This is a genomic window from Rhizobium sp. FKL33 (genome assembly GCF_005222915.1).
In the GTDB taxonomy this organism is placed as follows: Bacteria; Pseudomonadota; Alphaproteobacteria; order Rhizobiales; family Rhizobiaceae; genus Rhizobium_E.
Genome location: NZ_STFX01000007.1, coordinates 41,382 through 66,233, shown reverse-complemented (window position 1 = coordinate 66,233; position 24,852 = coordinate 41,382). Strand labels below are relative to the sequence as shown.

23 protein-coding genes and 1 riboswitch are annotated in these 24,852 nt (G+C 61.5%); of the genes, 13 read left to right on the top strand and 10 right to left on the bottom strand.

Going from position 1 to position 24,852, the window contains the following annotated elements; genetic code table 11:
• Positions 1-55 precede the first annotated feature (55 nt).
• Positions 56-270: riboswitch (cobalamin riboswitch) on the bottom strand.
• Between the two features lie 152 nt (positions 271-422).
• Together E8Q41_RS26095 and E8Q41_RS05220 are read left to right on the top strand one after the other, a co-directional pair.
• On the top strand, positions 423-1,742 hold the full coding sequence (locus E8Q41_RS26095) for a M10 family metallopeptidase C-terminal domain-containing protein (RefSeq protein WP_137154461.1): 1,320 nt from the start codon (positions 423-425) through the stop codon (positions 1,740-1,742).
• A gap of 127 nt (positions 1,743-1,869) precedes the next feature.
• Positions 1,870-2,292 (top strand): cupin domain-containing protein, encoded by a 423-nt coding sequence (locus E8Q41_RS05220; protein ID WP_137154460.1) that lies wholly within the window; start codon positions 1,870-1,872, stop codon positions 2,290-2,292.
• Here E8Q41_RS05220 and E8Q41_RS05215 read toward each other — a convergent pair whose 3' ends face one another.
• Positions 2,293-2,493 carry a hypothetical protein gene (locus tag E8Q41_RS05215; protein ID WP_137154459.1) on the bottom strand — a complete coding sequence of 67 codons (201 nt, stop codon included), beginning with the start codon at positions 2,491-2,493 and terminating at the stop codon, positions 2,293-2,295.
• A gap of 74 nt (positions 2,494-2,567) precedes the next feature.
• Positions 2,568-3,332 (bottom strand): class I SAM-dependent methyltransferase, encoded by a 765-nt coding sequence (locus E8Q41_RS05210; RefSeq protein WP_137154458.1) that lies wholly within the window; start codon positions 3,330-3,332, stop codon positions 2,568-2,570.
• Between the two features lie 86 nt (positions 3,333-3,418).
• On the opposite strand from E8Q41_RS05210, the gene E8Q41_RS05205 reads away from it, so the two are divergent.
• From E8Q41_RS05205 to E8Q41_RS05175, 7 genes are all read left to right on the top strand, one after another.
• Entirely contained in the window at positions 3,419-4,189 is a 771-nt protein-coding gene (locus E8Q41_RS05205) for a helix-turn-helix transcriptional regulator (RefSeq protein ID WP_137154457.1), read from the top strand.
• A gap of 79 nt (positions 4,190-4,268) precedes the next feature.
• Positions 4,269-4,556, top strand: a complete 288-nt coding sequence (locus E8Q41_RS05200) for a hypothetical protein (protein ID WP_137154456.1) — start codon at positions 4,269-4,271, stop codon at positions 4,554-4,556.
• 772 nt (positions 4,557-5,328) lie between these two features.
• Entirely contained in the window at positions 5,329-7,890 is a 2,562-nt protein-coding gene (locus E8Q41_RS05195) for an FAD-dependent oxidoreductase (RefSeq protein ID WP_137154455.1), read from the top strand.
• A gap of 152 nt (positions 7,891-8,042) precedes the next feature.
• Positions 8,043-8,336 (top strand): type II toxin-antitoxin system RelE/ParE family toxin, encoded by a 294-nt coding sequence (locus E8Q41_RS05190; protein WP_137154454.1) that lies wholly within the window; start codon positions 8,043-8,045, stop codon positions 8,334-8,336.
• A gap of 4 nt (positions 8,337-8,340) precedes the next feature.
• Positions 8,341-8,655, top strand: a complete 315-nt coding sequence (locus tag E8Q41_RS05185; protein ID WP_137154453.1) for an addiction module antidote protein — start codon at positions 8,341-8,343, stop codon at positions 8,653-8,655.
• Positions 8,656-8,898: 243 nt separating this feature from the next.
• Positions 8,899-9,729, top strand: coding sequence for a response regulator (locus E8Q41_RS05180; protein ID WP_137154452.1), 831 nt, complete (start codon positions 8,899-8,901; stop codon positions 9,727-9,729).
• Positions 9,730-10,120: 391 nt separating this feature from the next.
• On the top strand, positions 10,121-11,380 hold the full coding sequence (locus tag E8Q41_RS05175) for a diguanylate cyclase (RefSeq protein WP_137154451.1): 1,260 nt from the start codon (positions 10,121-10,123) through the stop codon (positions 11,378-11,380).
• A gap of 24 nt (positions 11,381-11,404) precedes the next feature.
• Here E8Q41_RS05175 and E8Q41_RS05170 read toward each other — a convergent pair whose 3' ends face one another.
• From E8Q41_RS05170 to E8Q41_RS05160, 3 genes are all read right to left on the bottom strand, one after another.
• Positions 11,405-12,451 carry a GlxA family transcriptional regulator gene (locus tag E8Q41_RS05170; protein WP_137154450.1) on the bottom strand — a complete coding sequence of 349 codons (1,047 nt, stop codon included), beginning with the start codon at positions 12,449-12,451 and terminating at the stop codon, positions 11,405-11,407.
• Positions 12,452-12,688: 237 nt separating this feature from the next.
• Positions 12,689-12,889: a hypothetical protein gene (locus E8Q41_RS05165; RefSeq protein ID WP_137154449.1), complete on the bottom strand. Its 201-nt coding sequence runs from the start codon at positions 12,887-12,889 to the stop codon at positions 12,689-12,691.
• A gap of 124 nt (positions 12,890-13,013) precedes the next feature.
• Positions 13,014-14,456: a coniferyl aldehyde dehydrogenase gene (locus E8Q41_RS05160; RefSeq protein ID WP_170976364.1), complete on the bottom strand. Its 1,443-nt coding sequence runs from the start codon at positions 14,454-14,456 to the stop codon at positions 13,014-13,016.
• Positions 14,457-14,696: 240 nt separating this feature from the next.
• Here E8Q41_RS05160 and E8Q41_RS05155 point away from each other — a divergent pair, with 240 nt between their 5' ends.
• The 4 genes from E8Q41_RS05155 to E8Q41_RS05140 all read left to right on the top strand — a co-directional run bounded on the left by E8Q41_RS05155 (position 14,697) and on the right by E8Q41_RS05140 (position 19,907).
• Positions 14,697-15,611 (top strand): LysR family transcriptional regulator, encoded by a 915-nt coding sequence (locus tag E8Q41_RS05155; RefSeq protein ID WP_137154448.1) that lies wholly within the window; start codon positions 14,697-14,699, stop codon positions 15,609-15,611.
• Positions 15,612-15,758: 147 nt separating this feature from the next.
• Entirely contained in the window at positions 15,759-17,831 is a 2,073-nt protein-coding gene (locus E8Q41_RS05150) for a calcium-binding protein (RefSeq protein WP_137154447.1), read from the top strand.
• 467 nt (positions 17,832-18,298) lie between these two features.
• On the top strand, positions 18,299-19,459 hold the full coding sequence (locus E8Q41_RS05145) for a twin-arginine translocation pathway signal protein (RefSeq protein ID WP_170976363.1): 1,161 nt from the start codon (positions 18,299-18,301) through the stop codon (positions 19,457-19,459).
• 7 nt (positions 19,460-19,466) lie between these two features.
• Positions 19,467-19,907: a MarR family winged helix-turn-helix transcriptional regulator gene (locus E8Q41_RS05140; protein WP_205910370.1), complete on the top strand. Its 441-nt coding sequence runs from the start codon at positions 19,467-19,469 to the stop codon at positions 19,905-19,907.
• Between the two features lie 32 nt (positions 19,908-19,939).
• On the opposite strand, the gene E8Q41_RS05135 is transcribed toward E8Q41_RS05140, so the two are convergent.
• The 5 genes from E8Q41_RS05135 to E8Q41_RS05115 all read right to left on the bottom strand — a co-directional run bounded on the left by E8Q41_RS05135 (position 19,940) and on the right by E8Q41_RS05115 (position 24,690).
• Entirely contained in the window at positions 19,940-21,979 is a 2,040-nt protein-coding gene (locus tag E8Q41_RS05135; RefSeq protein ID WP_137154445.1) for an ASKHA domain-containing protein, read from the bottom strand.
• Positions 21,980-22,149: 170 nt separating this feature from the next.
• Positions 22,150-22,482 carry a CopG family antitoxin gene (locus tag E8Q41_RS05130; RefSeq protein WP_205910369.1) on the bottom strand — a complete coding sequence of 111 codons (333 nt, stop codon included), beginning with the start codon at positions 22,480-22,482 and terminating at the stop codon, positions 22,150-22,152.
• Positions 22,483-22,500: 18 nt separating this feature from the next.
• On the bottom strand, positions 22,501-23,469 hold the full coding sequence (locus tag E8Q41_RS05125) for a methyltetrahydrofolate cobalamin methyltransferase (protein WP_137154444.1): 969 nt from the start codon (positions 23,467-23,469) through the stop codon (positions 22,501-22,503).
• A 19-nt stretch (positions 23,470-23,488) separates the two neighbouring features.
• A complete protein-coding gene (locus E8Q41_RS05120; RefSeq protein ID WP_137154443.1) occupies positions 23,489-24,358 on the bottom strand; it encodes a methylenetetrahydrofolate reductase in 870 nt (289 codons plus the stop codon).
• Between the two features lie 29 nt (positions 24,359-24,387).
• Positions 24,388-24,690 (bottom strand): virulence factor, encoded by a 303-nt coding sequence (locus tag E8Q41_RS05115; RefSeq protein ID WP_137154442.1) that lies wholly within the window; start codon positions 24,688-24,690, stop codon positions 24,388-24,390.
• Positions 24,691-24,852: the final 162 nt, after the last annotated feature.

Here is a 24,852-nt window from a genome sequence, read left to right as displayed (position 1 = left end):
TTGACCGGCCTTGTGCCGGTCGTTCTTCGATAATCGCATCGGAACACCCCGTCCGTGGTTACTGTCTGCGAATGGCAGGTCTCCTGGCTTGCGGGTCTTCGCCGGTCTGCGCCTTCCCAGCTTGCGCCAGTGGCTCGTTGCAGACAGGCTCGCCGCATACAGTTGCGGGGGCAGCCACGGCATCGGCCCCTCTGGGGTCATCCTCACCGTGTTCCCTATTAAGCCGTCGCCCATTTTCGCGGCGACAGCGCCATTCCTCTTTGTCATGCCATCAACTCTCCAGTCGCGCAAGCCGGTTTGCGACATGTCCCGCTCGCCGCATATGTAATGGTATAACATTTAAATCCTGTCAATCCGTTCACCAAGACTTTCGACGTGGTGTTTACCCGCGTCGACTAACAATCGGGCGGAAGGAGCCGCACATGCTGAACTGGAACGGGATCACCGATCATGACGATTACGCCGCCGAGCGCTCATCTTTCCTGACGCTTCTCGAAGGCGCGACGTTCAAGCCCTATGTCGACATTGTCGGCGTGCCGACGATCGGCATCGGTTTCAGCCTGCGCGCCAATCTCGACACGGTGCTGCTGGCGATGGTGGGGGAGGATCACTACAGCAGCAAGCTTCTGGCGAAGCTCGATGCGGTGGTGGACAAGAGTTATTCCTACGGCTCCAGCGCCACGCTGATCTCGGCGCTCGACAAGGTCATGGCGGCCTGGAACAAGTCGGTCGATAGCGACGTTCCCAAGACATTCGCTTTTTCGAGCGACGCGCAGATCGCCGAGGCGCTCGACCTGATTTCCCCCACCTATGACGGTTACGTCGACAACTGGCTATCGGGCATTCCGGACTCCGATGAACGCATGGCGCTGTTCTCGCTGGCCTATAACAATCCGAGCCTGCTTGGTTCCGGGCTGAAGGCGGCAATCGAGGAGGGGGATAGGGCCGAAGCCTGGTTCCAGATCCGCTATTATTCCAATGGCGGCGCGAGCGCCGGGCAGGGCATCGCCAACCGGCGCTATGTCGAAGCCGATCTTTTCGGCCTCTACGACGCGGACGGCAAGGCGACGTTCTCCGAGGCTGTGCAAACCGGCCAGATGCTGGCCGAATGGCATGAGAAGATCCTGAGTTACGAGGCGGCTTACGATCCTGATACGGCGGCGTCGGTGAAAGGCGTCGAGACGATCGGCGACATCACCGAAGAACTGGCGCCGGCCATTCGCGCCGCGCTCAAGACTTTCGGCCTGTCGACCAAGATGGAGGTCGAGGAACTGCTCGCTGCCGACAAGGGCATGACGACGCTTTACGGCGACGGAACAAGCGCCGACAGCGCTGCGAACGACGCCGATATGCTGATCGGCCGCGCGAGCGCCGATACGCTTTCTGGCGGGACGGGAGACGACATTCTCGTCGGTCGCGCCGGGCGCGACATCATGACGGGCGGGGAGGGCGCGGATCTCTTCGTCTTCTCGACTTTGAAAGACAGCACGAGCAAGGCGTCGGATCTCATCGAAGACTTCAGCAAGGGCGAAGACCAGATCGCGCTGACCAAGGCGCTTGATGGCGATTACGATCTTTTGGCACGTGGCGTCGGCTTTTCCGGCGACGGCGCCGAAATCGGTTGGCGCTGGAGCGGCGGCGACACCGTGGTGACGGTCGACCGGGATGGCGACGGCAAAGCCGATCTCACCTTCAAGCTGGATGGAAAGATCCGGCTCGAGGAGACGGATTTTTTGGTTTGAGCAGCAAAAGTGTCGCGGTAGCAGTCTTCCGACGTCTGGACGGGTGGTCGACTTTCCAACGCGGCAATGTCAATAAAGCTGACAAAACAATAAGCCGCTGCTTTGTGGCTACGTCAACGGAGAGCCCATGACCACCGCCCGCGACATCATCCACGCTTTGAAGCTCGAGCCGCATCCCGAAGGCGGCTGGTATGTGCAGACCTTCAAGGACGACGAGACCCGGGACGGGAGAGCCTGCTCCACCTGTATCTATTACCTCTTGGAGGCGGGGCAGCGCTCGCACTGGCACAAGGTCGATGCGGTGGAGGTCTGGCATTATTACGCCGGGGCGCCATTGACCTTGCGGCTCTCGGACGACGACAAGACGGTCCGCGCCGTGACGCTCGGCCCTGACGTTCTGAACGGCGAGCATCCGCAAGTCGTGGTGCGCAAGGACGAATGGCAATGCGCCGAAAGCCGGGGCGACTGGACCCTGGTCGGCTGCACGGTCGCGCCGGGCTTCGACTTTGCCGGTTTCACCATGGCCGAGCCGGGCTGGGAGCCCGGCTGATCAGGCGAGATCCGGCTGCGGCGGGCGCGGGATCCGGCTTTCGGGATTAATCCGCGCCGCATCCTCTTCTCCCCTGGCTCCGTCCTCGATTTCCCGATCCGACAACTCGCCATTAGGCGCGATCGGAATGGGCTTGCCGGTAAGCGGGTCGATCTGCGGCGCGGCGTCATGCGAAGAGTGGGCAACGGGCTTCGGGGTCATGATCGTCTCCTTTTCCTGTGAAACGATGGGCAGGCGGCAGAGTTCCCGCGCCTGCCGCCAACCTCTCCAGCAGGTCAGGCCGCCCGCGCCTCCACCAGCGCCATGTCGAGCATGAAGGAGCCGTCGGGCCCGATCTCGAAATAGGCTTTCACATCCGCCGAGGCGCTGTCCTGCACCGCCCGGATCGCCGCGACCAGCGCCGGCGGCGTCGCCATGCGGGCGATCCAGCTTGAAAACTCCATCTGCATCCGCCAGCGCCTGACGCCGGTGACCTCGAAGCCCGCCTGTTCCAGCATCACGGTCCATTCGGCCAGCGAGTAATCGCGGACATGCGAGGTGTCGCGGAGCGTCTCGACCACCTGCAGATGGCTGTCATAGAGCGGATCGGCCGAGGCGACGACATCGACGAAGAGGGCGGTCGCGCCCGGTTTCAGCACGCGGCGCGCCTCGCGCAACCCGGCCTTGGCGTCACGCCAGTGATGGGCGGTGAAGCGACAGCCGAGCATGTCGAACGTCGCCGTCTCGAAAGGCAGCTTTTCCGCCGGTGTGCGGACGGTGTCGATATTGGCGAGCCCGCGCGCGGCGGCGGTGTCGGCCACGGCTTTCAGCATGTCGGCGGAGAGGTCGCAGGCGGTGACTTGGGCCGCATGTTCGGCCAGCCGATAGGCGACATGGCCGCCGCCGCAGCCGAGATCGATGGCGCGGGCAGGTCGGATCGCGGCGGCGACCTCGCCGATATAGCCGAGATCGGCGCCCTGGGCATGCACGCTCGAGGCGACATAGGCCTGGGCGCGGGGCCCGAATTGTCCCTCGACATGGGTCTGGTGGCTCTTTTGCATCAATTGTTCTCCTGTCTTGGCGAGGCGACTATGACAGGCACTTATTCTGTTACAAGATGAGGCTTTATCCTGGTATAAGATCTGCCATGACCGGTGACCATCAACGAAAACTGCTGGGCGATTTCGTCCGCGCCCATCGCGAGCGGCTGACGCCCGACCCGCCCCTGGGGCGACGGCGCACGCCGGGTCTGCGACGCGAGGAATTGGCCGCCCGCGCCCAGCTTTCCGCCACCTGGGTGACCTGGATCGAGCAGGGGCGCGACGCGCAGGCGTCGCCGCAGGCCTTGGCGCGGCTCGCCGAGGCGCTGCTGCTGACGCGGGCCGAACGCGCCTATCTGTTCGAGCTCGCCGGCCGCCGTGATCCCGAACATGCCCTGGCTGAGCCGAGCGAGCGGGCGCCGGACAGTCTGGCCGCGGCGGTCGAGGCTTTGCCGCATCCCGCCTATGGCCTCGACCGGTTCTGGAACGCCATCGCCTGGAACGCCGCCGCCGCCGATCTCTTCTCCGGCTGGCTTGGCGAGCGGCGCGACCACAATCTGCTGCGCTACATCTTCCTCGATCCCTCGGCGCGGCGCTTCATTCTCGACTGGCCCGATCGCGCCGTCCGCGCGCTCGCCGAATTCCGCGCCGATTTCGGCGCCAGCTTCAACGACCCGCCGATGCTGGCGCTGGTGGAGCAATTGATCGCCGAAAGCGCCGATTTCGCCGCTTTGTGGAAGGCGCAGACGGTGATGGATCGCGAGGGCGGCGACCGGGGCTTCTGCCATCCGGAGCGCGAGATAGTGCGTTACCGGCAGTATACGTTTCGGCCGGCGGACAGGCCGGATTGCAAGCTGGTGATGCTGGTGGGGGAATAGGTGGCAGATTGGTTGCGGCTCGGCATATTCGTCGCAATATGCCGGGATCGCATGATGCTTGCGGCTTTGGAAGACGAAAATGGGTGAAATAAAAACTGAAGGCCGAGCTGATTTCGAACTCGTTTTCGGCGAAGGCGTTCATCCCTTCTATCTCGGAATGACGGCTGATCATGTCTTGGAAGCTGCTCTCGACTGGAAGACATGTTCGGCGGAACGTGAAGATTCTTCGCTCAACCTTGTCCTGAGTAAGCAGGGAAAAGTGATTGAAGTCAGTCTCTTGAATGCGTTCTATCTTTTTCCGGGTCATGAGCCCCATTTCACCGTTTATCATATCGCGACGGAAGAATTGGACGCCGGGTTGGGTTAATCGAGGTGCTACGTGTCCGGTGATCGACAATCTTTGCGGATTTTGTTGAAAAACTCTCTTTCGCGCCTTAATCAGGTTGTGAATGCGTTAGGAGCATCGCCCTCAGATTGGAGTGATTGATGAACCTGGTTTGGTGGCTTCTTTGCGGTCCAAGATGCGGACTGACCCATGGGCTGATACTGAGCTTGGTCTTCTTTGCCTTGTACGGCGCAAACAGTCTTCTTGGAGATAGCGCGGTATCTGATCAGACATTCAAGTTTGCCTATATCTTTTGTCTGGTGGCAATGGTTCCATCTGCTCCCTGGCGGAAGCGTTTCTTTGAGAACTTGGAAAGCAAATATCGTCGGCGATATTATTAAAATCGATCGGTGTTGAAGCCCCCAGGTTTGAGTGATTCAGTCCCCCTTTGATTTAAGGAGGAGCGAGCGACGAATGGGCTGTGAAATGGGTTCCGGCGTGCTCTTCTATATCTTTTGCCCAGATGATCACATTTCCTCCAATCATCTGTGGCGCAAACTATTCGGCACCAGAGCTTCGTGGCGGTCGGAATGGATGCTAGCGCCGTATGCAAGTTATGCTGGCGAGTGGCTCGTCGCCCATATCTTTCCTCCCCGCGACACCCATCCCCCATATCCCGACGCCCTCAGGCGCGCCTCGTGCACAAGAGATTTTCCCTCAGTCGTGCAGTTTGGGTAGAATGTCGCATTCAGGCTTTAACGACGTCGCCTGACCCCGTAAAATCCCCGCCAACAACAATCGGGGTTGCATGCACATGGCAGAGTTTCCGCAAAAGGCAAAAGTCGTCATCATCGGGTTGGGTGGCATCGTGGGGGCGTCGATCGCCCACCATCTCATCGAGCGCGGCTGGGACGACATCGTCGGCATCGACAAATCCGGCATTCCGACCGATATCGGCTCGACGGCGCATGCGTCGGATTTCTGCTACACGACCAGCCATGACTATCTGTCGGTCTGGACGACGCAGTATTCGATCGATTTCTACGAGAAGATGGGCCATTACGCCCGCATCGGCGGTCTCGAAGTCGCCCGCACCGGCGACGAGACCTGGATGGAAGAGATCAAGCGCAAGCTCTCCTCCGCCAAGGCCTTCGGCACCCGCGCCCATTATGTCAGCCCCTCCGAGATCAAGAAGCTCTTCCCGCTGATCGAGGAAGATCAGGTGATGGGCGGCATGTTCGACCCCGACGCTGGCCTCGTGGTGCCGCGCTCGCAGACGGTCGCCGGCAAGCTCATCGACGCGGCTGAGAAGACCGGCAAGCTTTCGGTGTTCTCCAACACGCCGGCGAAATCGCTGATCGTCGAGGGCGGACGCATCAAGGGCGTCGTCACCCATCGCGGCACCATCATGGCCGATCACGTCATCGTCTGCGCCGGCCTCTGGGGCCGCCTGATCGCCGAAATGGTCGGCGAAGACCTGCCGGTGATGCCGGTCGACCATCCGCTGACCTTCTTCGGCCCCTATAACGAGTTCGAAGGCACCGGCAAGGAAATCGGCTATCCGCTGCTGCGCGACCAGGGCAACTCCGCCTATATGCGCGACACGGGCGACCCGAAGACCACCGAAGGCGGCCAGATCGAGTGGGGTTATTACGAGACCACCAATCCGCGCATGTGCCATCCGCGTGACCTGCTCGAAAAGCATGAGGCGCGCCTGTCGCCCTCGCAGCGCGACCTGGAAATGGAGCAGATCCTCGAGCCGCTTGAGCGCGCCATGGAGCTGACGCCGATCCTCGGCGAACTCGGCTATAATGAAAGCCACTCCTTCAACGGCCTCCTGCAGGTGTCGGCCGCCGGCGGCCCGTCCTGCGGCGAGAGCCAGAAGGTGCGCGGTCTCTGGTATTGCGTCGCCATCTGGGTCAAGGACGGCCCGGGTTACGGCAAGCTGATCGCCGACTGGCTGACCGACGGCCGCACCGAGATCGACCACAACTCGATCGATTACGCCCGCTTCTATCCGCATCAGCTGACGGAAGAGTTCATCGCCAACCGCTGCTTTGAAGCCGCGCAGAAGATCTATTTCCCGGCCGTGCATCCGCGCGAGCCCTACGCCACCAGCCGCAATGTCAAGCGCTCGCCGATGTATGAGCGCGAAGTCGAACTCGGCGGCTATTTCATGGAGCTCGGCGGCTGGGAGCGCGCCCATGGCTACAAGGCCAATGAGCATCTGCTCGAAAAATACGCCGACCGCGTGCCGGTGCGCGCCAATGAATGGGACAACCGCCATTTCTGGCGCGTCTCCAATGCCGAACATCTGGCGATGAGCGAGGATTGCGGCATCGTCAATCTCAGCCATTTCCACATGGTCGACATCGAAGGCCCCGATCATGTCGAACTGCTCGAATGGCTCTGCGCCGCGAAAATCGGCGGCGACGCCAATATCGGCAAGGGCGTCTACACCCACTTCCTCGATGACGAGGGCATGGTGCGGGCCGACTTCACCGTGTTCCGTATGGCCGATCGCTGCCGCCTGGTGAACGGCGCCGACGCCGGCCCGCGCGACTTCCACTATATGAAGCGCGTCGCCGAAGATCGCGGCCTCGACGTGACCATCACCGATGTCAGCGAAAAATTCATCACCATCGGCATCTGGGGCCCCAACGCCCGCGACACGCTGAAGAAGGTTGTCGCCGATCCCGCCGGTCTCGATGTCGAGAACTTCGCCTTTGCCGCCATCAAGCCGATCGAGATCGCCGGCAAGCCGGTCACCGCCTTCCGCATCTCCTATGTCGGTGAGCAGGGCTGGGAACTGCATATGAAGTATGAGGACGGCCTGGCCGTCTGGGACGCGCTGCGCTCCACCGGCGTCATGGCTTTCGGCGTGGAAACCTACGCCAATTCCCGCCGCATGGAAAAGAGCCTGCGCCTGCAGAACGCCGACCTCCTGACCCAGTACAACCTGATCGAAGCCGATCTCGCGCGTCCGAAGGTCAAGGAAGCCGATTTCCGCGGCAAGGCCAAGCATCTGGAATACAAGGCCCGCGACCATCAGCCCGCCATGCTCTGCACGCTGGTGCTGACCGACACTGTCGACAAGAACGGCGTGACCCGCTACCCCGTGGGCACGCTGCCGGTCATGGACCCCGACACGGGCGCGGTGCTGATCGACGAACTCGGCCGCCGCTCTTACACCACCTCGATCGCTTTCGGCCCGACGCTGGGCAAGAACATCGCGCTGGCTTACCTGCCCTGGGACTACTGCCAGGTCGGCCGCAAGCTGAATGTCGAATATTTCACCGAGACCTTCCCGGTGGAAGTGGCGGCGGTGGGCTACAAGCCGCTGTATGACCCGGAAAACCTGAAGCCGCGCACGTAAGACGCGCTGGAGTTTTGTGAATGTTGAGCCCGCCGGTTGGGAGACCGGCGGGTTTTTTGCTGGAATTTGACAGCTTTACTGCTATTTTCGGTTGCTGACTTTGCAGTCAACAATTTTTCTTGAAAAATCGTATCTTATGGGATACTGTGGTCATGGATGTCCGACGTCATCCGCTTTTTGATCGCTCGCTACGCAGCGTGAGAGACCTACGCGCTATTTCCAAAATTGCCTTGCGTCTGGAGCGCTTGGCGGACGGGAATTTTGGTGATTTCAAGACACTCGGCGACAGTGTCTACGAAATGCGGATCGACCATGGTCCGGGCTACCGGATTTATTACGCACAGCGGGGCCGAACAATTGTGGTTCTGCTTTGCGGCGGAGACAAAAGCAGCCAGACGCGCGACATTTTGGTCGCCAAGCGCCTCGCTAAGGAATTGAAGGATTAGCCTGATGACCTCCATTAAGGATCTTCCCCGCTTCGACGCCCCCGACTATCTCGGCAGCGCCGAAGCGCGCGCCGACTATCTGGCGTTGGCGCTGGAGGAGGGCGATGCAGTCGAGATCCGCCGGGCGCTCAACACGGTAGCTCGATCACTGGGTATGTCTGCGGTCGCGGAAAAGGCCGGTCTCGGGCGGGAAAGCCTGTACAAGGCGCTCGGCGAAAGCGGTAATCCGGAATTCGCCACTGTTCTCAAACTGATGAAGGCTATGGGGTTGAAACTGTCGGCGCTGCCGATCGCGGGGGCCGAAGGAGAGGAGGGGTAGGCGCTCTATCCTGCCCCCAACGGCATTCTGACCTGTACACGTCAGTGATTTCGCATGCGCTGCGCTGACAAAACGATTTCTCACATTTCGCCGCTTACCCGCCGGTAACGTTAAACACACGACCCAGCCCCCTCCGCTCCATTCGGCATCCTTGCGCCGCGTTCATGAGCCGTTGCTTAACCGAATGTCAAAAGCTTGCTGTTAAACGGTTTTAGAGGGGCGCAATCCAGACAAGGGGCTTTTATGGATTTCCTGGGTGTTTCCGGAATGCATTATTCCGGCGTGTCGTTAAAAGGCAGCCGCGTGATCGTCGCCGAGGATTCGGCGGTGTTCACCTCGATGATCAAGCAGCGGATGAAGGAACTGCTCGAGATCGACGTCGAGATCTGCCGCGACTTCGAAGAGATGCAGAAGGCGAACGAGACGTCGGACGAGGAAATCCTGCTGGCCATCTCCAACATGAACCTTCCGGGGGCGGAAAAGGGCGAGGCGCTGAACTATCTCGTCGATGTCGGCATCCCCACCATCGTGTTCACCGGCACCTTGCAGGACGCCACGCGCGACAAGCTGCTCGCCAACCAGATCGTCGACTATATCCTGAAAGACAGCGTCTTCGCCGTCGACATGCTGGTCGAGGCCGCCTGCCGGTTTCTCACCAACCACCATCATCACGTGCTGATCGTCGACGACAGCCAGACGGCGCGGGCGCTTCTGACGACCCGCCTCAAGCGCTATAATTTCAAGGTCAGCGTCGCCGACAGCGGCCAGAAGGCGCTGGAAATCCTCAAAGCCAATCGCGACATCAATCTGGTCATCACCGACTACAACATGCCCGATATCGACGGCTTCGAGCTGACGCGGCGCATTCGCTCGCATATCGGCTCGAACGAGATCCGCATCATCGGCGTGTCCTCGTCCACCGACCGGCTGTTGTCGGCGCGGTTCCTGAAGGCCGGCGGCAACGACTTCATGCTCCGGCCGTTCATCGACGAAGAGTTCTATTGCCGCGTCAACCAGAACCTCGATACGCTGGCGCAGATGAAATTCATGCTGGAGCGCAAGAAGCGCGCCTGATTGCCCTTTTCGCGGGGACCGGGGCGAAAACCATGCTCCGGTTCCCGTCGACGTCTATTATTGATGAGCTAATAAACTGCGGGCCGTTCCAGATCGAAAACTCCCTTTAAAAGTGTATTTTTTCTGATCATTTTTGGTAGCATTTGCTGAAAAGCCTGGTTTTCCCACAGGCTGCCCCACGGACTTAACGTAGCGTTAAGGGGTGACCACCATATTTCAACCATATGATGAAGCAGTTGGCGCAATTTGCGGGTGTATCCCCAGAGGTGCCGGCGCATGCGATTACAGCTGATAACTTTCGTTCTTCAGGGGATGGGCCCAATCATTGCTGTGGGATCCGAAACGAAGCGCAGGAAGCGCCGCAGCGAAGCGGTCAGGCCGCATTCTGCTTGTGGAGGACACGCGGTTCTATTCGATCGCCATTCGTGAACGGCTCGAACGGCGTCTCAACAGCGATGTCTATCACAGCCAGACTCTCGCGGGCGTGGTGCGGCTGATCGAGACGGAGGGAGACGGCTTCGATCTCGCCATACTCGATCTCTGCCAGGCCGACGCCGCCAATGGCGAGGCGCTCGACTTCGTCATGAGCCGTGGCATTCCGGCGATCGTCTTCAGCGGCATCTCCAGTGACAAGAAGCGCGAGGAATTGCTCGCCCGGGATGTGGTCGACTATGTGCCGAAATGCTCGTCCGGATCGATCGATGTGTTGATGCGCGCCGTCGAGCGATTCCTGTCATACGCCTCGGCTTCTGTGCTCGTCTATGACGGCCGCGGCGCCGGCTCGCCGCTGCTGCAAAGCCTCGATGGCGGACCGCATCCCTTTATCGTCGCCATGCGCGAAAGCGAGGCGATGCGGATTCTCGACCATTCCGAAGGCGTGCAACTGGCGCTGATCGACGCCGATGTCGGCATCGCCGAATGCGCCGCCTTCATGGACCGGGTGCAGCAACGCTATCAGCAGGACCGGCTGAGGATCATCGGCTTTTCGACACAAGCGCGCGACGGCGATGTCGCTGAGTTCTTTCGCGCCGGCGGCGATGATTTCGTGCATCTCCCGGTCACGGGGTCGGAGCTGCTCGGCCGCATCGATCACATGCTGGCGCTACAGGCGCATATTCATTCGCTCCGGCGCATGGCCTCGCGCGATTATCTGACCGACCTCTACAACAGGCGCTATTTCTACGATCGCGGTCCCAAGCTCGTGGAATCGGGGCTCCGCCAAGGGCAGGGGCTCGCCATGGCGCTGATGGACATCGATCATTTCAAGCGGCTCAACGACACTTACGGCCACGAAGTCGGCGATGTCGTGCTGAAGGCGGTCGCCAAGCGCCTGGTGCAACTGGTGGCGAGCACGCCACATCTTGCGGCGCGTCTCGGCGGCGAGGAATTCGGCGTGCTGCTGGTCGGGCTCGAAATGGAGCAGGCGCTGGCCTGTTGCGAAAGGCTGCGCGAGGAGATTGGCGAGGTCCGCATCGTCGTCGGCGACGAAGAGATTTCCGTCACCGTCTCGATGGGGCTGGCGGCGATCACCGACGAGGAAAGCTTCGACAACTACCTCAACGCCGCCGATCAATATCTCTATCTGGCCAAGAATTCGGGCCGCAACCGGGTGTTTTCGGACTATCAGGTCGCCCGCATGGCGGTGGCCTGATTGTCTCCCCGGACTGCGAGGCCGTCACATGACGGCGCCGTTGACGCTCGGCATGGTCGCCAGCTGCTTGCGGTCGGCGCGCTCCTGCTGCGGCGAACGGCCGTAGAGTTCCCGATAACATTTGGAGAAATGCGAGGCGGAGACGAAGCCGCAGGCGACCGCCACTTCCACGACCGGCATGGATGACTGCACGAGCAAATGGCGGGCGCGGTCCAGCCGGATTTCCAGATAATAGCGAGCGGGCGAACGGCCCATTTCCTGGCGGAACAGGCGCTCGATCTGGCGGCGCGACAGCCCGGCCTTGTCGGCGATGTCGACCAGCGACAACGGTTCGGCGAGATTGTTTTCCATGATCTCGATGATCGAGAGCACCTTGGAATTCTGCACGCCGAGACGGGCGCGAAGCGGCAGGCGCTGGCGGTCGTTGGCCGAGCGGACGCGATCGGTGAGATGCTGCTCGCAGACGCGGTTGACGAGATTGTCGCCGAAATCCTCACGGATGAAATAGAGCATCATGTCGAGCGAGGCGGTGCCGCCGGCGCAGGTATAGACATTGCCGTCGATTTCGAAGAGATCGGCATGGACGTCGGCCTGCGGGAAGGCCTCTGCGAAGCCCGGCAGGTTTTCCCAGTGAATGGCGCAACGCTTGTTGTTGAGCAGGCCGGCCTGGGCCAGCACATGCGCGCCGGTGCAGAGGCTGCCGACCGCGATGCCGCGATTGAAGACTTCGCGCAGATAGGCGTTGACCGATTTGTTGCGGAAATCCTCGACATAGATGCCGGAACAGATCAGCACCATGTTCGGACGGGCTTCGCCGGTCAGGTTCTTGCGCTCGTCCATCAGCGACGTCTTGGCTTCGAGCCCGATGCCGGAAGAGGAATAGACCTTCTGTCCATCCACCGAACAGAGCCGCCACTGATAGGCCTCATAGCCCAGCATGCGGTTGGCGATGCGCAGCGTCTCCACGGCGGCGGAGAAGGGCAGCATGGTGAAATTGGGCACGAGGAAGAAGACGATCGTCCGCTTCACCTGCTGAGTCTTCTTGGAAACGGAGTAGCTTTCGGGCCGCATGGCAGGGTGAATCCTCGTCTGTCGCTGAGAAACAAAGTGGTCTGAATGCGTCACTTTGCAATGGTCTTATGGCGACAGTTTGTATCTTTTTTGCGGCGAGGAGATTTTGTTCCGTGCTTTGCGCTAATATTCGCCTTTCAAGACGCAGAGTTTCTCACAGAGAATATTGATTTCCTGAAAAGAAAAAGGGACCCGGTTTCGCTTCCGGATCCCCAATATCGATGCTGGCTGGCTGCGTCACTTTTCATTCATTCGCTCCGCGCCCGGAAAGCCCACATCCTTCATGACCTCGAAGGGGACGTGATCGAGCGACTGCAGCTCGCGATAGGCGCGCCAACGACGGGCGAAACCCAGAAACACCGTACCGAAAGATGCGAGGAACGTGCTTCCGATGCCGCGGGTGCCGCTGAACCCGCTGTCTAGACTGGACAAAGCCATGATGATCTCCTTTCCGCTTTGCTGACGTTAGGAGTATCGCGCTGGCGAACCCATAAGACAAACGAATATATGTGAACCCAGGTATCAGAAATCTTGAAGCGTTGCCCGCATCAGGCCCCAAGCCTCATGCGAAGCGTTGCAGGAGGGCCAGCATGCGCCGCGCCAAAGCGCCATAGGGCGGATAAAGCAGGCCGCCCGCCGCGAGTTTCGATTGAACGAAAACCGGCTTCTCCTTGCTCATTGCGCGGAAGCCGTGTTCGCCGTGATAATGGCCGTAACCCGATGCGCCGACGCCGCCGAAAGGCAATCCGTCCTGGGCGAGATGCAGGATGACGTCGTTGACCGTGACGCCGCCGGAAATCGTGCTGGCGAGCACGTGATCGCGCGTGCGGGCATCCTCGCCGAACCAGTAGAGCGCCAGAGGCCGGTCGCTGGCGTTGACCCGCGTGATCGCGTCGTCGACGCCGTCATAGGGGATGATGGGCAGCAGCGGACCGAAGATCTCCTCGCGCATCACCGTCATGTCGGGCGTCGCGCCGACGATCAACGCCGGAGGCAGAATACGTTTGGCGTCGTCCGGTTCGCCGAGCCAGATCACCTCTGCGCCGGCCGCTTGCGCCTCGGCGGCGAGATGCTTCAGCCGTTCATAGTGCCGGGGCGCGATGATGCTGGTGTAATCGGGATTGTCGGAGAAGCCTGGATATTGCGCCAGCATCGCCGATTTCAACGCCTCGACCGTTTCGGTCAATCGCTCGCGCGGGGTCAGGACATAGTCGGGCGCCACGCAGGTCTGGCCGGTGTTCAGGAGCTTGCCCCATGCCAGGCGCTTTGCCGTCAGTTTCATATCCGCAGAGGCGTCGATGATCGCCGGTGATTTGCCGCCGAGTTCGAGGGTGACCGGCGTGAGATTGCGTCCTGCCGCCTCCGCCACCCTGCGGCCGACGCTGGTCGAGCCGGTGAAGATCAGGTGATCGAAGGGTAGGGCGGTGAAGGCGGCGGCGACGTCGGGCCCGCCCGTGACGACAGCCACCTCGTCCTCGCGAAAGACGGAAGCCACGGCGTTGCGCAGCGCCTCGCCGAAAAGCGGGGTGTATTCCGAGGGCTTCAATAGGGCGCGATTGCCGGCGGCCAGCGCGCCGACAAGCGGGCTCAGAAGCAGCTGCAGCGGATAATTCCACGGCGCGATGATGCCGACGACGCCGAGCGGCTGCCGATGGATATAGGCCCGGCCTGGCTGGAACGCCCAGGAAACGCCGACGCGTTCGGGCTTCATCCAAGCCTTGAGGTGACTTCGGGCATGGCGGAGGGCGGCGCGCACCGTCATGGTTTCGGTCAGTCCGGTGACAATGGCGTCGCGCCGGCCGAAATCGGCGTCGATCGCGCGGGCGAAGTCGTCCTGATGCTTGACCAGCATAGCCTCCAGACGGTCCAGACGGTCGCGGCGCGTCGCAAGCGATGGCGACATCTCGCCGCGATGGGCTGTTTGCTGGCGGGCGAGGAGCGCGTTCAAGCTATCGGCATCTGCAACGGCATCCGCAGGCTGCGGCCTGTCCATGTGGATCGTCATGTCGTGTCCTCCCGGGCCTGCAGCCTGCTATTAAATGTGATTATGTATCGGCATTTGCGCGGTAGATTAGCAGTTCGTCAAGGGTAGACGGCGCAAACGCGCTCCTTTGCTCCTGACGGGGTGATTGTCGGCGCGATTGGTTCATCGTCAAGTCGAGGGATTGACGAAAACTCAGATTTGAGGTTCAATGAAACGCAATCAAGCGGCTTCATTTGTGAGATTTTCTGAAGGATTAGACCGATGACCTCGCAGATCGCCTCCAGCCTTCCCACGCTCGAACTCGATATTCTCAAGACATTCGTGGCCATTGCCGATACCGGCAATTTCACAACGGCTGCCGAACGCGTGTTCAGAACGCCATCGGCGGTGTCCATGCAGATCAAGAAGCTGGAAGAGCAACTCGGGGTCAGCCTGTTTCGCCGCGATGCACGCTCGGTGGCGCTCACTCATCATGGCGAGGTCCTGCTCGGCTATGCCCGCCGCATGCTGGCGATGAATTACGAGGTGGTGTCGCGGTTCGTGACGCCGGAAATGGCGGGCGTGGTGCGGCTCGGCTCGCCCGACGACATCGGCACGCTGATGCTGCCGGCGATCCTGCGCCATTTCGGAGAAATGTTTCCCTCGCTCGCCGTCGATGTGACGATCGACAATTCGGTCCCGCTCAAGAAAGCGGTGGCCGAGGGCAAACTTGATCTGACCCTGTTCAATTTCCTCGATCCGAGCATCTCGCCCAATCCCGCCGAACGGGTGATGACCGAACAACTGGTCTGGGTCGGCAAACGGAACGGGCGGGCGCATCTGCGCGATCCCCTGCCGTTGTCGGTCTGGGACGAAGGCTGCGTCTGGCGCAAACGCGCCATTGAGGAATTGACGCGTTCCGGTCGCCCCTTCCGCGTCGCCTATTTCTGCGGCCATCACATGGGCCAGCTCGCAGCCATCGACGCCGACCTCGCCATCGCGCCGTTAGCGCGCTTCATGGTGCAACCTGATATGACGGTGCTCGGCGAGGCCGAGGGGCTTCCAAACATGGGACATTACGATATCGGGCTCGCCGTCTGCGACGAGCCGTCCGCGCCGGTCAAGGCCGTCGCCGACTATATCCGCATGACGCTGGCCGATCGCGGCCTCGAGCGGTTGATGGCTTCGGCGGCCTGAACGGACCGTCTTTCTCGCAATATCCCGGTCTTTATCATGCGTCGGCCCTGCTTCCCGGGGCTGGCGGATAGTCATCATGCTGTCATCCAGGCGACATAAGTCATCATCATTTGCTCGATTAACCTTTCATTAACCCGCAGGTAAACGATGACCGACACCACAGTCGCCGCTTCCACGACCCTTGCCGCTCGCCTCAGCATGTCCGGCGAGGACACTTTGATTGTCGATGCCGGGGGAGTATTCAGCGTCTCCGCCAATTCGCAGACCGTTCGTTTCAATGGCGCGACCGACGGCGCTTCCATCGAAAATAACGGACTGATCGAAAACACCGCAGACGGCGGCCGCGCCATCCGCTTCGAGACATCGGTCGGCGCGACGCTCGCCGCCACAATTGAAAACAATGGCCAGATCGAGAGCGACGACGACGCGATCCAGATCCAGGCTGGAGCAGTGACGGCGGGCGAGGTGACCATCACCAACACCGGCGATATCGAATCGGCCATCGGCCAGGCGATCGATTTCGCCGGTGGGACCGGTGATTTCATTGCCATTGTCACCAATAGCGGCAATATCCTCGGCGCGACCAATGACGGCCTGCGCGTCGGCGGCGTGGGCGACATCGACAATTCCGGCACGATCTATGGCGGCAGCGGCGACGATCTGATTGAAAACGCCGACGGCGTCCAGTTCGAGGAAGGCTCGTCCGGTTCGGTCAACAACCTCGCCGGGATCATCCTCGGCGACCGGCATGGCGTCAATGCCGATGAAGACACCGTGATCACCGTCGACAATGCCGAAGGCGCCGAAATCACCGGCAGCAACGGCTCGGGCGTCGGTTCCGACGGATCGGCCACCGTCACCAATCACGGCACGATCACCGGCAGCTATACCGAAGGCGTCGACGTGAACGGCCCCGAAGGCGAGGTTGCCGACGGCATCTATGACGGCGATGGCGACGGCGTCGACATCGATTTCGAAGCGACGATCCACAATTATGGCGTGATCCAGGGGCTGGGCGCCAATGGCAACGGCTCGGACGGCTATGAGAACACCTCCGAGGGCATCGCGGCCGGCGGCGGCTCCATCTACAACTATGATGGCGCCACCATCAGCGGTCTGGGTCTGGGCATCCTGATCGACGACAGTTCGCGCGGCAACGCCAGTTATCTGACGACGATCGTCAACGAAGGCTCGATCACCGGTGTCGAGGACACCGGCATCAAGATCGTCAGCGATCTCGACGACACGATCAGCAATGGCGGAACGATCACCGGCGGCAATGGAATGGCCGTTGTTTTCGGCACGGGCGACAACACGTTCGCCATGACCGGCGATCAGGCTCTGGTCGATGGAAGCGTCACGGGCGGCGACGGCGTCGACACGCTGGATTACAGCGATTATGGATTGTCCGTGGCCGTCAATCTCGGCACGGGTGCGGCGACAGCCATCGATGCGGTATCCGGCTTTGAGATCGTCTTGGGTGGTTCGCTGGCTGACTCCCTGACCGGTTCCGCCAGCGTCGATACGCTTCAGGGCGGCGGCGGCGCCGACTCTCTCTTCGGCGGCGCTGACAATGACGTCCTGAACGGCGATGACGGCCAGGATACGCTGAATGGCGGTCTCGGCGACGACACGCTGCAAGGCGGCGCCGGCAACGACACCTATCAGCTGACCAATGCCGATGGGGACGTCATCGTGGAAGACAGCAACGCCGGCGTGGATTTGATCGTCACACGGTTCTCGATAGACCTCGGCGATTACGCCAATGTCGAAAATGTCGATCTGAACGGCAAAGCCAGTGTCGACATCGAAGACAACGATCTCGACAACGTCCTGCGCGGCAATAATCGCTCGAACGACATTGAGACCGGCCTCGGCAATGACAAGATCTATGGCGAAGGCGGCAGCGACCTGTTCCATTTCGCCGCCTATGGCGCCGACAATTCCGATCGCGTGATGGACTTTGACGGCAATGACGCAGTGGCGCTGGATCGCTCGGTGTTCTCCGGCCTCGCCCGCACTGCGGGCCATCTCGTCGCGTCCGATTTCGTCGCAGGCTCTGCGGCCAAGATCGCCGATGAGGCCGCCGTCATCTACAACTCCAAGACCGGCATCCTCTCCTATGATGCCGATGGCAAGGGCGGCGACGCCGCCGAGGCGATCGCCTTCATCGGCAAGAAGCTCGAGAATTTCGACTTCAACGATATCCTGCTGCTCTGAAACGCAAGCGTGTGATGGAATTGACGCCACTCCCCGTCCGTCTGGCCGGGGAGTTTTTCGTTCGGTCATAACCGGCTTGAGCGCGTCGCCGGTAGCGCTTGGCGGCGCGGGATCAGGGCCTCGGGCGTCCGTGCGCGATTGAGGCTGGACGGCGCGTCATGCATCTGTCACAAGGCGCGCGGGATGCGACTGCCGTTATCTTTAGAACGGGGTCGGGCTGCTGATTGACGTCAGGCGGCTGCCGCGAGACCACGCCGGCCGTCCTCTTTTCCTCCATCTATTTCCGCGGCGATCTCACATGCGCCGGCTTCCATTCCGCTTTTTCTCGCTCGAATGCGTGTCTCTGCGGGATCGGTGGCGTCTTCGATGTTCAGTCCGGTTTCGAGGTCCCGATCGCATCGGGTCGCTAAAGCCGGCCGCCTCTTGCATTTGGTTCTGTATAGAACTATATAGTTCATTGTCGAACTATGGAGATGGCGATGAATACGACACGACGTAATATGATCTTCCTCGCGGGTGGAGGGGTTGTCCTGGCAGCGGTCGGCGCCTTCGGCTATGCGGCGACACGCAGCCCGCACACCGCCTATCTTCCCTGGGAACGCGCAGGCAGCTATGCCGATCCGCGCATGCGCGCCTTGTCCTGGGCCCTGCTTGCGCCGAATCCGCATAATCGCCAGCCCTGGTTGGCGGATCTTTCGGAGGCGGGCGTCATCACCTTGTATGCCGACCGCGAGCGGATGCTGCCGCAAACGGACCCGTTGAACCGACAGATCACCATCGGTCTCGGCTGCTTTCTCGAACTTCTTCGCATGGCGGCTGCCGAAGAGGGCTATCGCGCCGAGACGGCGCTCTTCCCGCAAGGCAGCAATGACGCGGGCCTGGACCAACGTCCCGTGGCCCGCATAACGCTGGCGGAGGATCCCGCGGTGGCGAAAGATCCGCTGTTCGCGCAGGCGTCCGTTCGGCGGTCCAACAAGGAGCCATTCGACGTCAGTAAGCCTGTCGCGGTCGAAACACTCGACCAGATCGCAATTGTCGTCCGCAACGGCGCACGGTTCGGCGGCGTCGTGGATCTGGTGGAAGTGCTCAAATGGCGCGCGTTGACCCATGAGGCGTTGCGGATCGAGGTCGAAACGCCCCAAACTTTTCAGGAGAGCGTCAATCTGTTCCGCATCGGCAGGCGCGAAGTGGATGCGAACCCGGACGGCATCGATTTCTCCGGGCCCCTTTTCGAAACGCTCCATATGACCGGGCTGTTCACCCGAGAAATGGCCGGTGATCCCACGAGTCTCGCCTACAAGTCGGGCATGGAGGCGATTTTTGCGAACACCGATACCGCCATGGGCCATGTCTGGCTGGTGACGAACGACAACAGTCGCCAAACGCAGATCGCCACAGGTGCAGATTGGCTGCGGGTGAATCTGGCGGCGACGAGTTTTGGTTTGGGAATTCAGCCTTTGAGCCAAGCCCTGCAGGAGTTTCCGGAAATGGCCGGACCTTTCCGCCAGGCGCATGAACGTCTCGCGCCCAATGGAGGCACGGTTCAAATGTTGGCGCGCATCGGCTATGGTCCGGTGGTGGGGCCAAGCCCGCGATGGCCTTTGGAAAGCAGGATCATGAATGCATGAAAGCGTAATGTCCGACTATTTTCGGCTCTTCAACGAGATAGGAATTATTGAACAGTTGTCGCGCACCATGCTTGAAGCCCGGCTGCCTCCGGGCTTCGTGGCCGCACAGTTCACGGTGTTGAACCATCTGGTGCGGGTCGGAGATGGCCGAACGCCTCTCGCCATCGCTCAGGCCTTCCAGGTTCCCAAGAACTCCATGACGCATTCACTGAGCGTTCTGGAACGCGAGGGCTTGATCGAGGTTCGCAAGAACCCGCAGGATGGGCGGTCGAAACTGGTCTACATTACCGACAGCGGCCGAACACTGCGCCAGCGGATCATCGACTCCTTCGCTCCCGATATCGCGCGGATCGCCGACGGCTTCCCACATGAACATGTTGTCCGCCTGCTTCCTCATCTGGAGGAGTTGCGAAAATTCCTCGATGCCGATCGCGACGCGCGGAACTAAACATTCGGGCGCGCGCGGCGCAATCTTCAGCCTCAGCCGCGCTCGCGCCGACGTCTGCGACCGCCGCCTTCGTCGCCGCCTGCCGTGATCACCTTGCGCTCGGGCAGGGTGACGACCTTGGCGAGTTCCGGGAAGGGATCGACCTTGTTGGGCATGGCCATGGCGTCGATGAACAACTGCTGGAAATGCGGCTCGAGCGCGGTCTCGATCTTCTCGATCTTCTTGACGGTCGCCTCGATCTCGCGGCGATGATCGCGGTTGAGCAGCGCCATCAGCGCGCCGGTGCCGGCGGCGTTGCCGACCGCCTTGACTTCGGCGAGTTCGCAATCCGGGATCAGGCCCAGAACCATGGCGTATTTCGGATCGATGAACGAGCCGAAGGCGCCGGCGAAGCGGATCGTGTCGACCTTGTCGACGGCCTGCTTTTCCATCAACAGCTTGATGCCGGCATAGAGGGCGGCCTTGGCGAGCTGGATGGCGCGGATGTCGTTCTGCGTCACGGTGATTTTCGGCTCGCCGTCGCGCAGCAGATAGGAGAAGGTGCGGCCATTGGCGATGATGCGATGGCTCTTTTCCGCCATGGCGCCGTCGACGACGCCGTCTTCGGAAATGACGCCGGAGAGGTACATTTCCGCCACGACCTCGATAATGGCCGAGCCGCAGATGCCGGTGACGCCGATTTTCGCCGCGTCCTCCTCGAAGCCCTCTTCATCCGACCATTTGTCGACGCCGATGACGCGGTATTTCGGCTCCAGCGTGACGGGATCGATGCGGACGCGCTCGATGGCGCCGGGGGCGGCGCGCTGGCCGCAGGAGATTTCCGCGCCTTCGAAAGCCGGGCCCGTTGGAGACGAGGCGGCGACGACGCGCTGGCTGTTGCCGAGCACGATTTCGGCATTGGTGCCGACATCGACCAGCAACATCATCTTGTCCTGGCGATAGGGGCCTTCCGACAGCGTCGCGCCGGCGGCGTCGGCGCCGACATGGCCGGCGATGCAGGGCAGCATATAGAGCCGCGCGCCGCGATTAACGTCGATCTCCACGTCATAGGCCCAGTATTGCAACGCGCCTGACACCGCCAGCGCAAAGGGCGCCTGTCCGAGTTCGGTCGGATCGATGCCGAGGAACAGGTGATGCATGATCGGATTGGCGACGAAGACGGAATCGAGAATGTCGTGACGGTCGACGCCGCCTTCTTCGCAGACCTTGCCGATCAGCCCGTTGACCGCTTCGCGCACCGCCTTGGTCATGGCTTCGCGGCCATCGGGGTTCATCATCACATAGGAGACGCGACTCATCAGATCCTCGCCGAAGCGGATCTGTGGATTGGAGGCGCCGGAGGAGCCGACGATGCGGCCAGACAGCAGCGACACAAGATGCATGGCGATGGTGGTCGAGCCGATATCGCAGGCGATTCCATAGGCCTCATTCTTGAGGCCCGGCCACAGGCCGACGATGAAGGGGCGCGAGGAATCCATGTCGCGATGGATGGCGGCGGTGACGCCCCATTCACCCTTGCGCAGGATCGACTGGATCTGCGGAATAAGGTGGGGCGCGATCAAGAGATCCTTCCAGCCCCAATCCTTCTCGAGCACGGCCTTCAGGCGGTCGAGATCGCCGAGCGGCTTGTGCATGTCGGGCTGCTCCACCTCGACATAACAGAGCTGGACGGCGGCGTTGCGCTCGATGACGCGGTCGCTCGCCGCCTTGCGCACCACCTGCGCATTGACCACGGTGTCCTGCGGCACGTCGATGACGAGATCGCCCTGGATGGTTGCGGAACAGGAGAGACGGCGTCCTTCCGGCAGGCCGCGGACGCGGTCGTAGCGTTCTTCCTTGGGGCCGACGGGAGAGATGTGATCGTTGGAGGAGGTGATGCCGTGCTTGGCGAAATTGCCTTCCTGCACCTCGACCTGGCAGCGGCCGCAGGTGGCGCGTCCGCCGCAGACGCTTTCGACATAGACACCCAATTGTCGCGCCGCCTCGAGAACCGGCGTGCCGACCGGGAACCGGCCGCGCTTACCCGAGGGCATGAAGAGGACGAGGGGATCTTTTTCGAATGCGTCTGTCATGATCTTCTTTCCGGCGTCTTCAAGGGACGGGGATTGAGGGCTGGGTCACGGCAGCATGCCCGCGACGCGGCAGTGATAGTTGTCTATTCCCGACATGAAAAGATCACCGGGCGGAAAATTGGTGGCGGTTGAGTGAGGTATTGGCGTGGCGTTGCGCGTGTCGGAGCCAATCAGTCCTGAAGGGCTGCAGAAAGCGCTTGCTCGACCAGTCGATCGTAGGACAGACCAGTGCTGTCAGCCTTGGCCTTGAGCGCCGCCAATAGAGGCGCCGGTAGCCGGAGGGTCACCGTCTCCTCTGATGGCGCAAAGCAAAAGCGCATCGTCTTGAAATCGGAAAGATCATAATCCGAGAGATCCGCATAATCGACAAAATCCTCCGCGTCCTCGTCAGATGCGAAGTCTGGCAGCGGCTTTCTTTCAATCCCGTCGTTCATAGGCAAGATTTTAGGCTTTCGCCGAGCGGAAATAAAGGAGCCCGGCGCTTTCGCAACCGGGCTTTCCAAAAGTCGGAGGCCTAACGCTTATTCCGTCGGCGCGCCTGCGCCCACGCGAGCGGCGCGGCCGCCGCGACGACCGCCGCCGGTCGAGGCCGACGCCGGCGACGGAGCAGGCGCTGCGCCGCCTTCGGCAGGCTTGTAGTCGCGATAGGTCTTGATCCAGTTGTAGCAGTTCTCGTCGGTGCCGTTGAGAACGTTGGCGGCGCGCACGGCTTCCATTTCGGCCGGGCGGCAGGGGTTCATGATCGCGGACGTCATGCCGGCGCCGATGACCATCGGGATGAAGCCGGCATTGATGCCATGGCGATGCGGCAGGCCGAAGGAGATGTTGGAGAGGCCGCAGGTCGTGTTGACCTTGAGCTCTTCGCGCAGGCGACGCACGAGCGCGAAGACCTGGAGGCCGGCCGAGCCGACGGCGCCGATCGGCATCACCAGCGGGTCGACGACGATGTCATAGGGCTTGATGCCGTAATCGGCGGCGCGTTCGACGATCTTCTTTGCGACGGCGAAGCGGACGTCCGGATCCTGTGAAATGCCTGTTTCGTCGTTGGAGATCGCGACGACGGGGACGTTGTACTTGGCGCAGAGCGGCAGGATGGCTTCGAGCTTTTCTTCCTCGCCGGTGACGGAATTGACCAGCGGACGGCCCTTGGCGACCTTGAGGCCGGCTTCGATGGCGGCGGTCACCGAGCTGTCGATGGCGAGCGGCACATCGACCAGGCCCTGGACGATTTCGAGCGTCTGGATCAGCAGGCCCGGCTCGGTTTCGTTCGGGTTGACCGAGGTCACGCCGGCATTGATGTCCAGCATGGTGGCGCCGGCGGCGACCTGTTCGAGCGCGTCCTTGATGACGGTTTCGAAATTGCCGGCCTGCATTTCGGCGGCCAGCTTCTTGCGGCCGGTCGGGTTGATGCGCTCGCCGATGACGCAGAAGGGCTGGTCGAAACCGATGATGATTTCCTTGGTGGCGGAAGCAACGATGGTGCGGGTCATGTCCGTCTGATCCTCGAAATTAAGATGCGGCGCGCGCCGAAACGGCAGCGGAAGAGTTCATATCCCAAGAGCCACGCTCGACAAGCCATTCCGCAGACTTCTTGAGGCCGCCGAAGGGGAAAACGTGGATCTGCTTGATGGCAGAGTCGGGGTTGGCGAGGAAGTGCTTTTCGATCGGGCCGACCACATCTTCCGGCGAGTGGCTGGTGGCGAGCGCGGTCAGCGACATCGCGTTCTTCTTGAGGAAGGAGATCGAATTGCCGACGCCGCACATGGCCGCGTATTTGATCAGCGTGGTGATCTTGGCCGGGCCCGCGACGCCGAGATGAACCGGCAGGTCGACGCCAGCGGCCTTCAGGCCGTCAGCCCAGGCGATGAACTTCTTGGCGTCGAAGCCGAACTGGGTGACGATGCGCACGCGCGCGCCGGTGCGCTCTGCGAACGCCTGCTTGAGCTTGAGAGCTTCGAGCGCCACGGCTTCGGAAAAGTCCGGCGAACCTTCGGGGTGACCGGCGACCGCAATGTCGAGAATGCCGTTCTGGTCGAAGAAGCCGGTTTCGAGCACCTGCATGGTGGAGCCGAATTCACCGGCCTGCTTATCGAGGCCGCCGCCGATGATCAGAACGTCCTTGACGCCGGCTTCGCCGACGGTGCGCTTGATGCGTTCTTCGAGCGCGGTCTTGGTGGACAGGCGGCGCGAGGCGAAATGCGGCACGGCGGTGTAGCCGAGGGACGTGACGCGGCGGGCGGCGGCGACCAGCGTGTCGGTGGTGTCGGTGCCGATATCGGTGATGTAGACGCGGCTTCCGGCGGGAAACAGGCCCGGCAGGTCGGCGGATTCGATCGCCTGCTTGGGGGCGACTTCGATGGAAGCGGGTATTCTGGACATGGATGGGGTCCTTGCGTGCGGGGCCTGGATTAGTTCTGTTCGCGACCGCCGGCTTTCACCAGCGCTACGAGACGATCGCGGTCATAAGCGGCTTCGAGCTCGGCGGCGGCCTTGTCGGCCTCGGCTTCGAGATCGTCTGAGACCGAAACGGGGTCGGCCTTGCGCCACTCGGCAAGGTAATCGTCCGTCTCTGCGGCGCCGGTGCGCATGGCGCACATGTCGATCGCCTCCGTGAAGCGCAGCGACAATTCGCGCTTGGCGTTCTGCCGTCCCTTCTTGATGATCACCTGCGCGGGGATGTCGCGCCAGTAGACGATGATGCGGTCCGCCATTCCCGAATTCTCCTGTCAGGATATGCTGTCGCGGTCCGACCAAAACGCGCCGGCCCGCTCTCCTCCGATGCGGAGTACAATGGAGCGGGAAGGGGGGGCGTGGCCCGGCTAGTCACGACGTCGCATTGGTCTTAATGCGACACGCCCACAGGCGGTTTGACA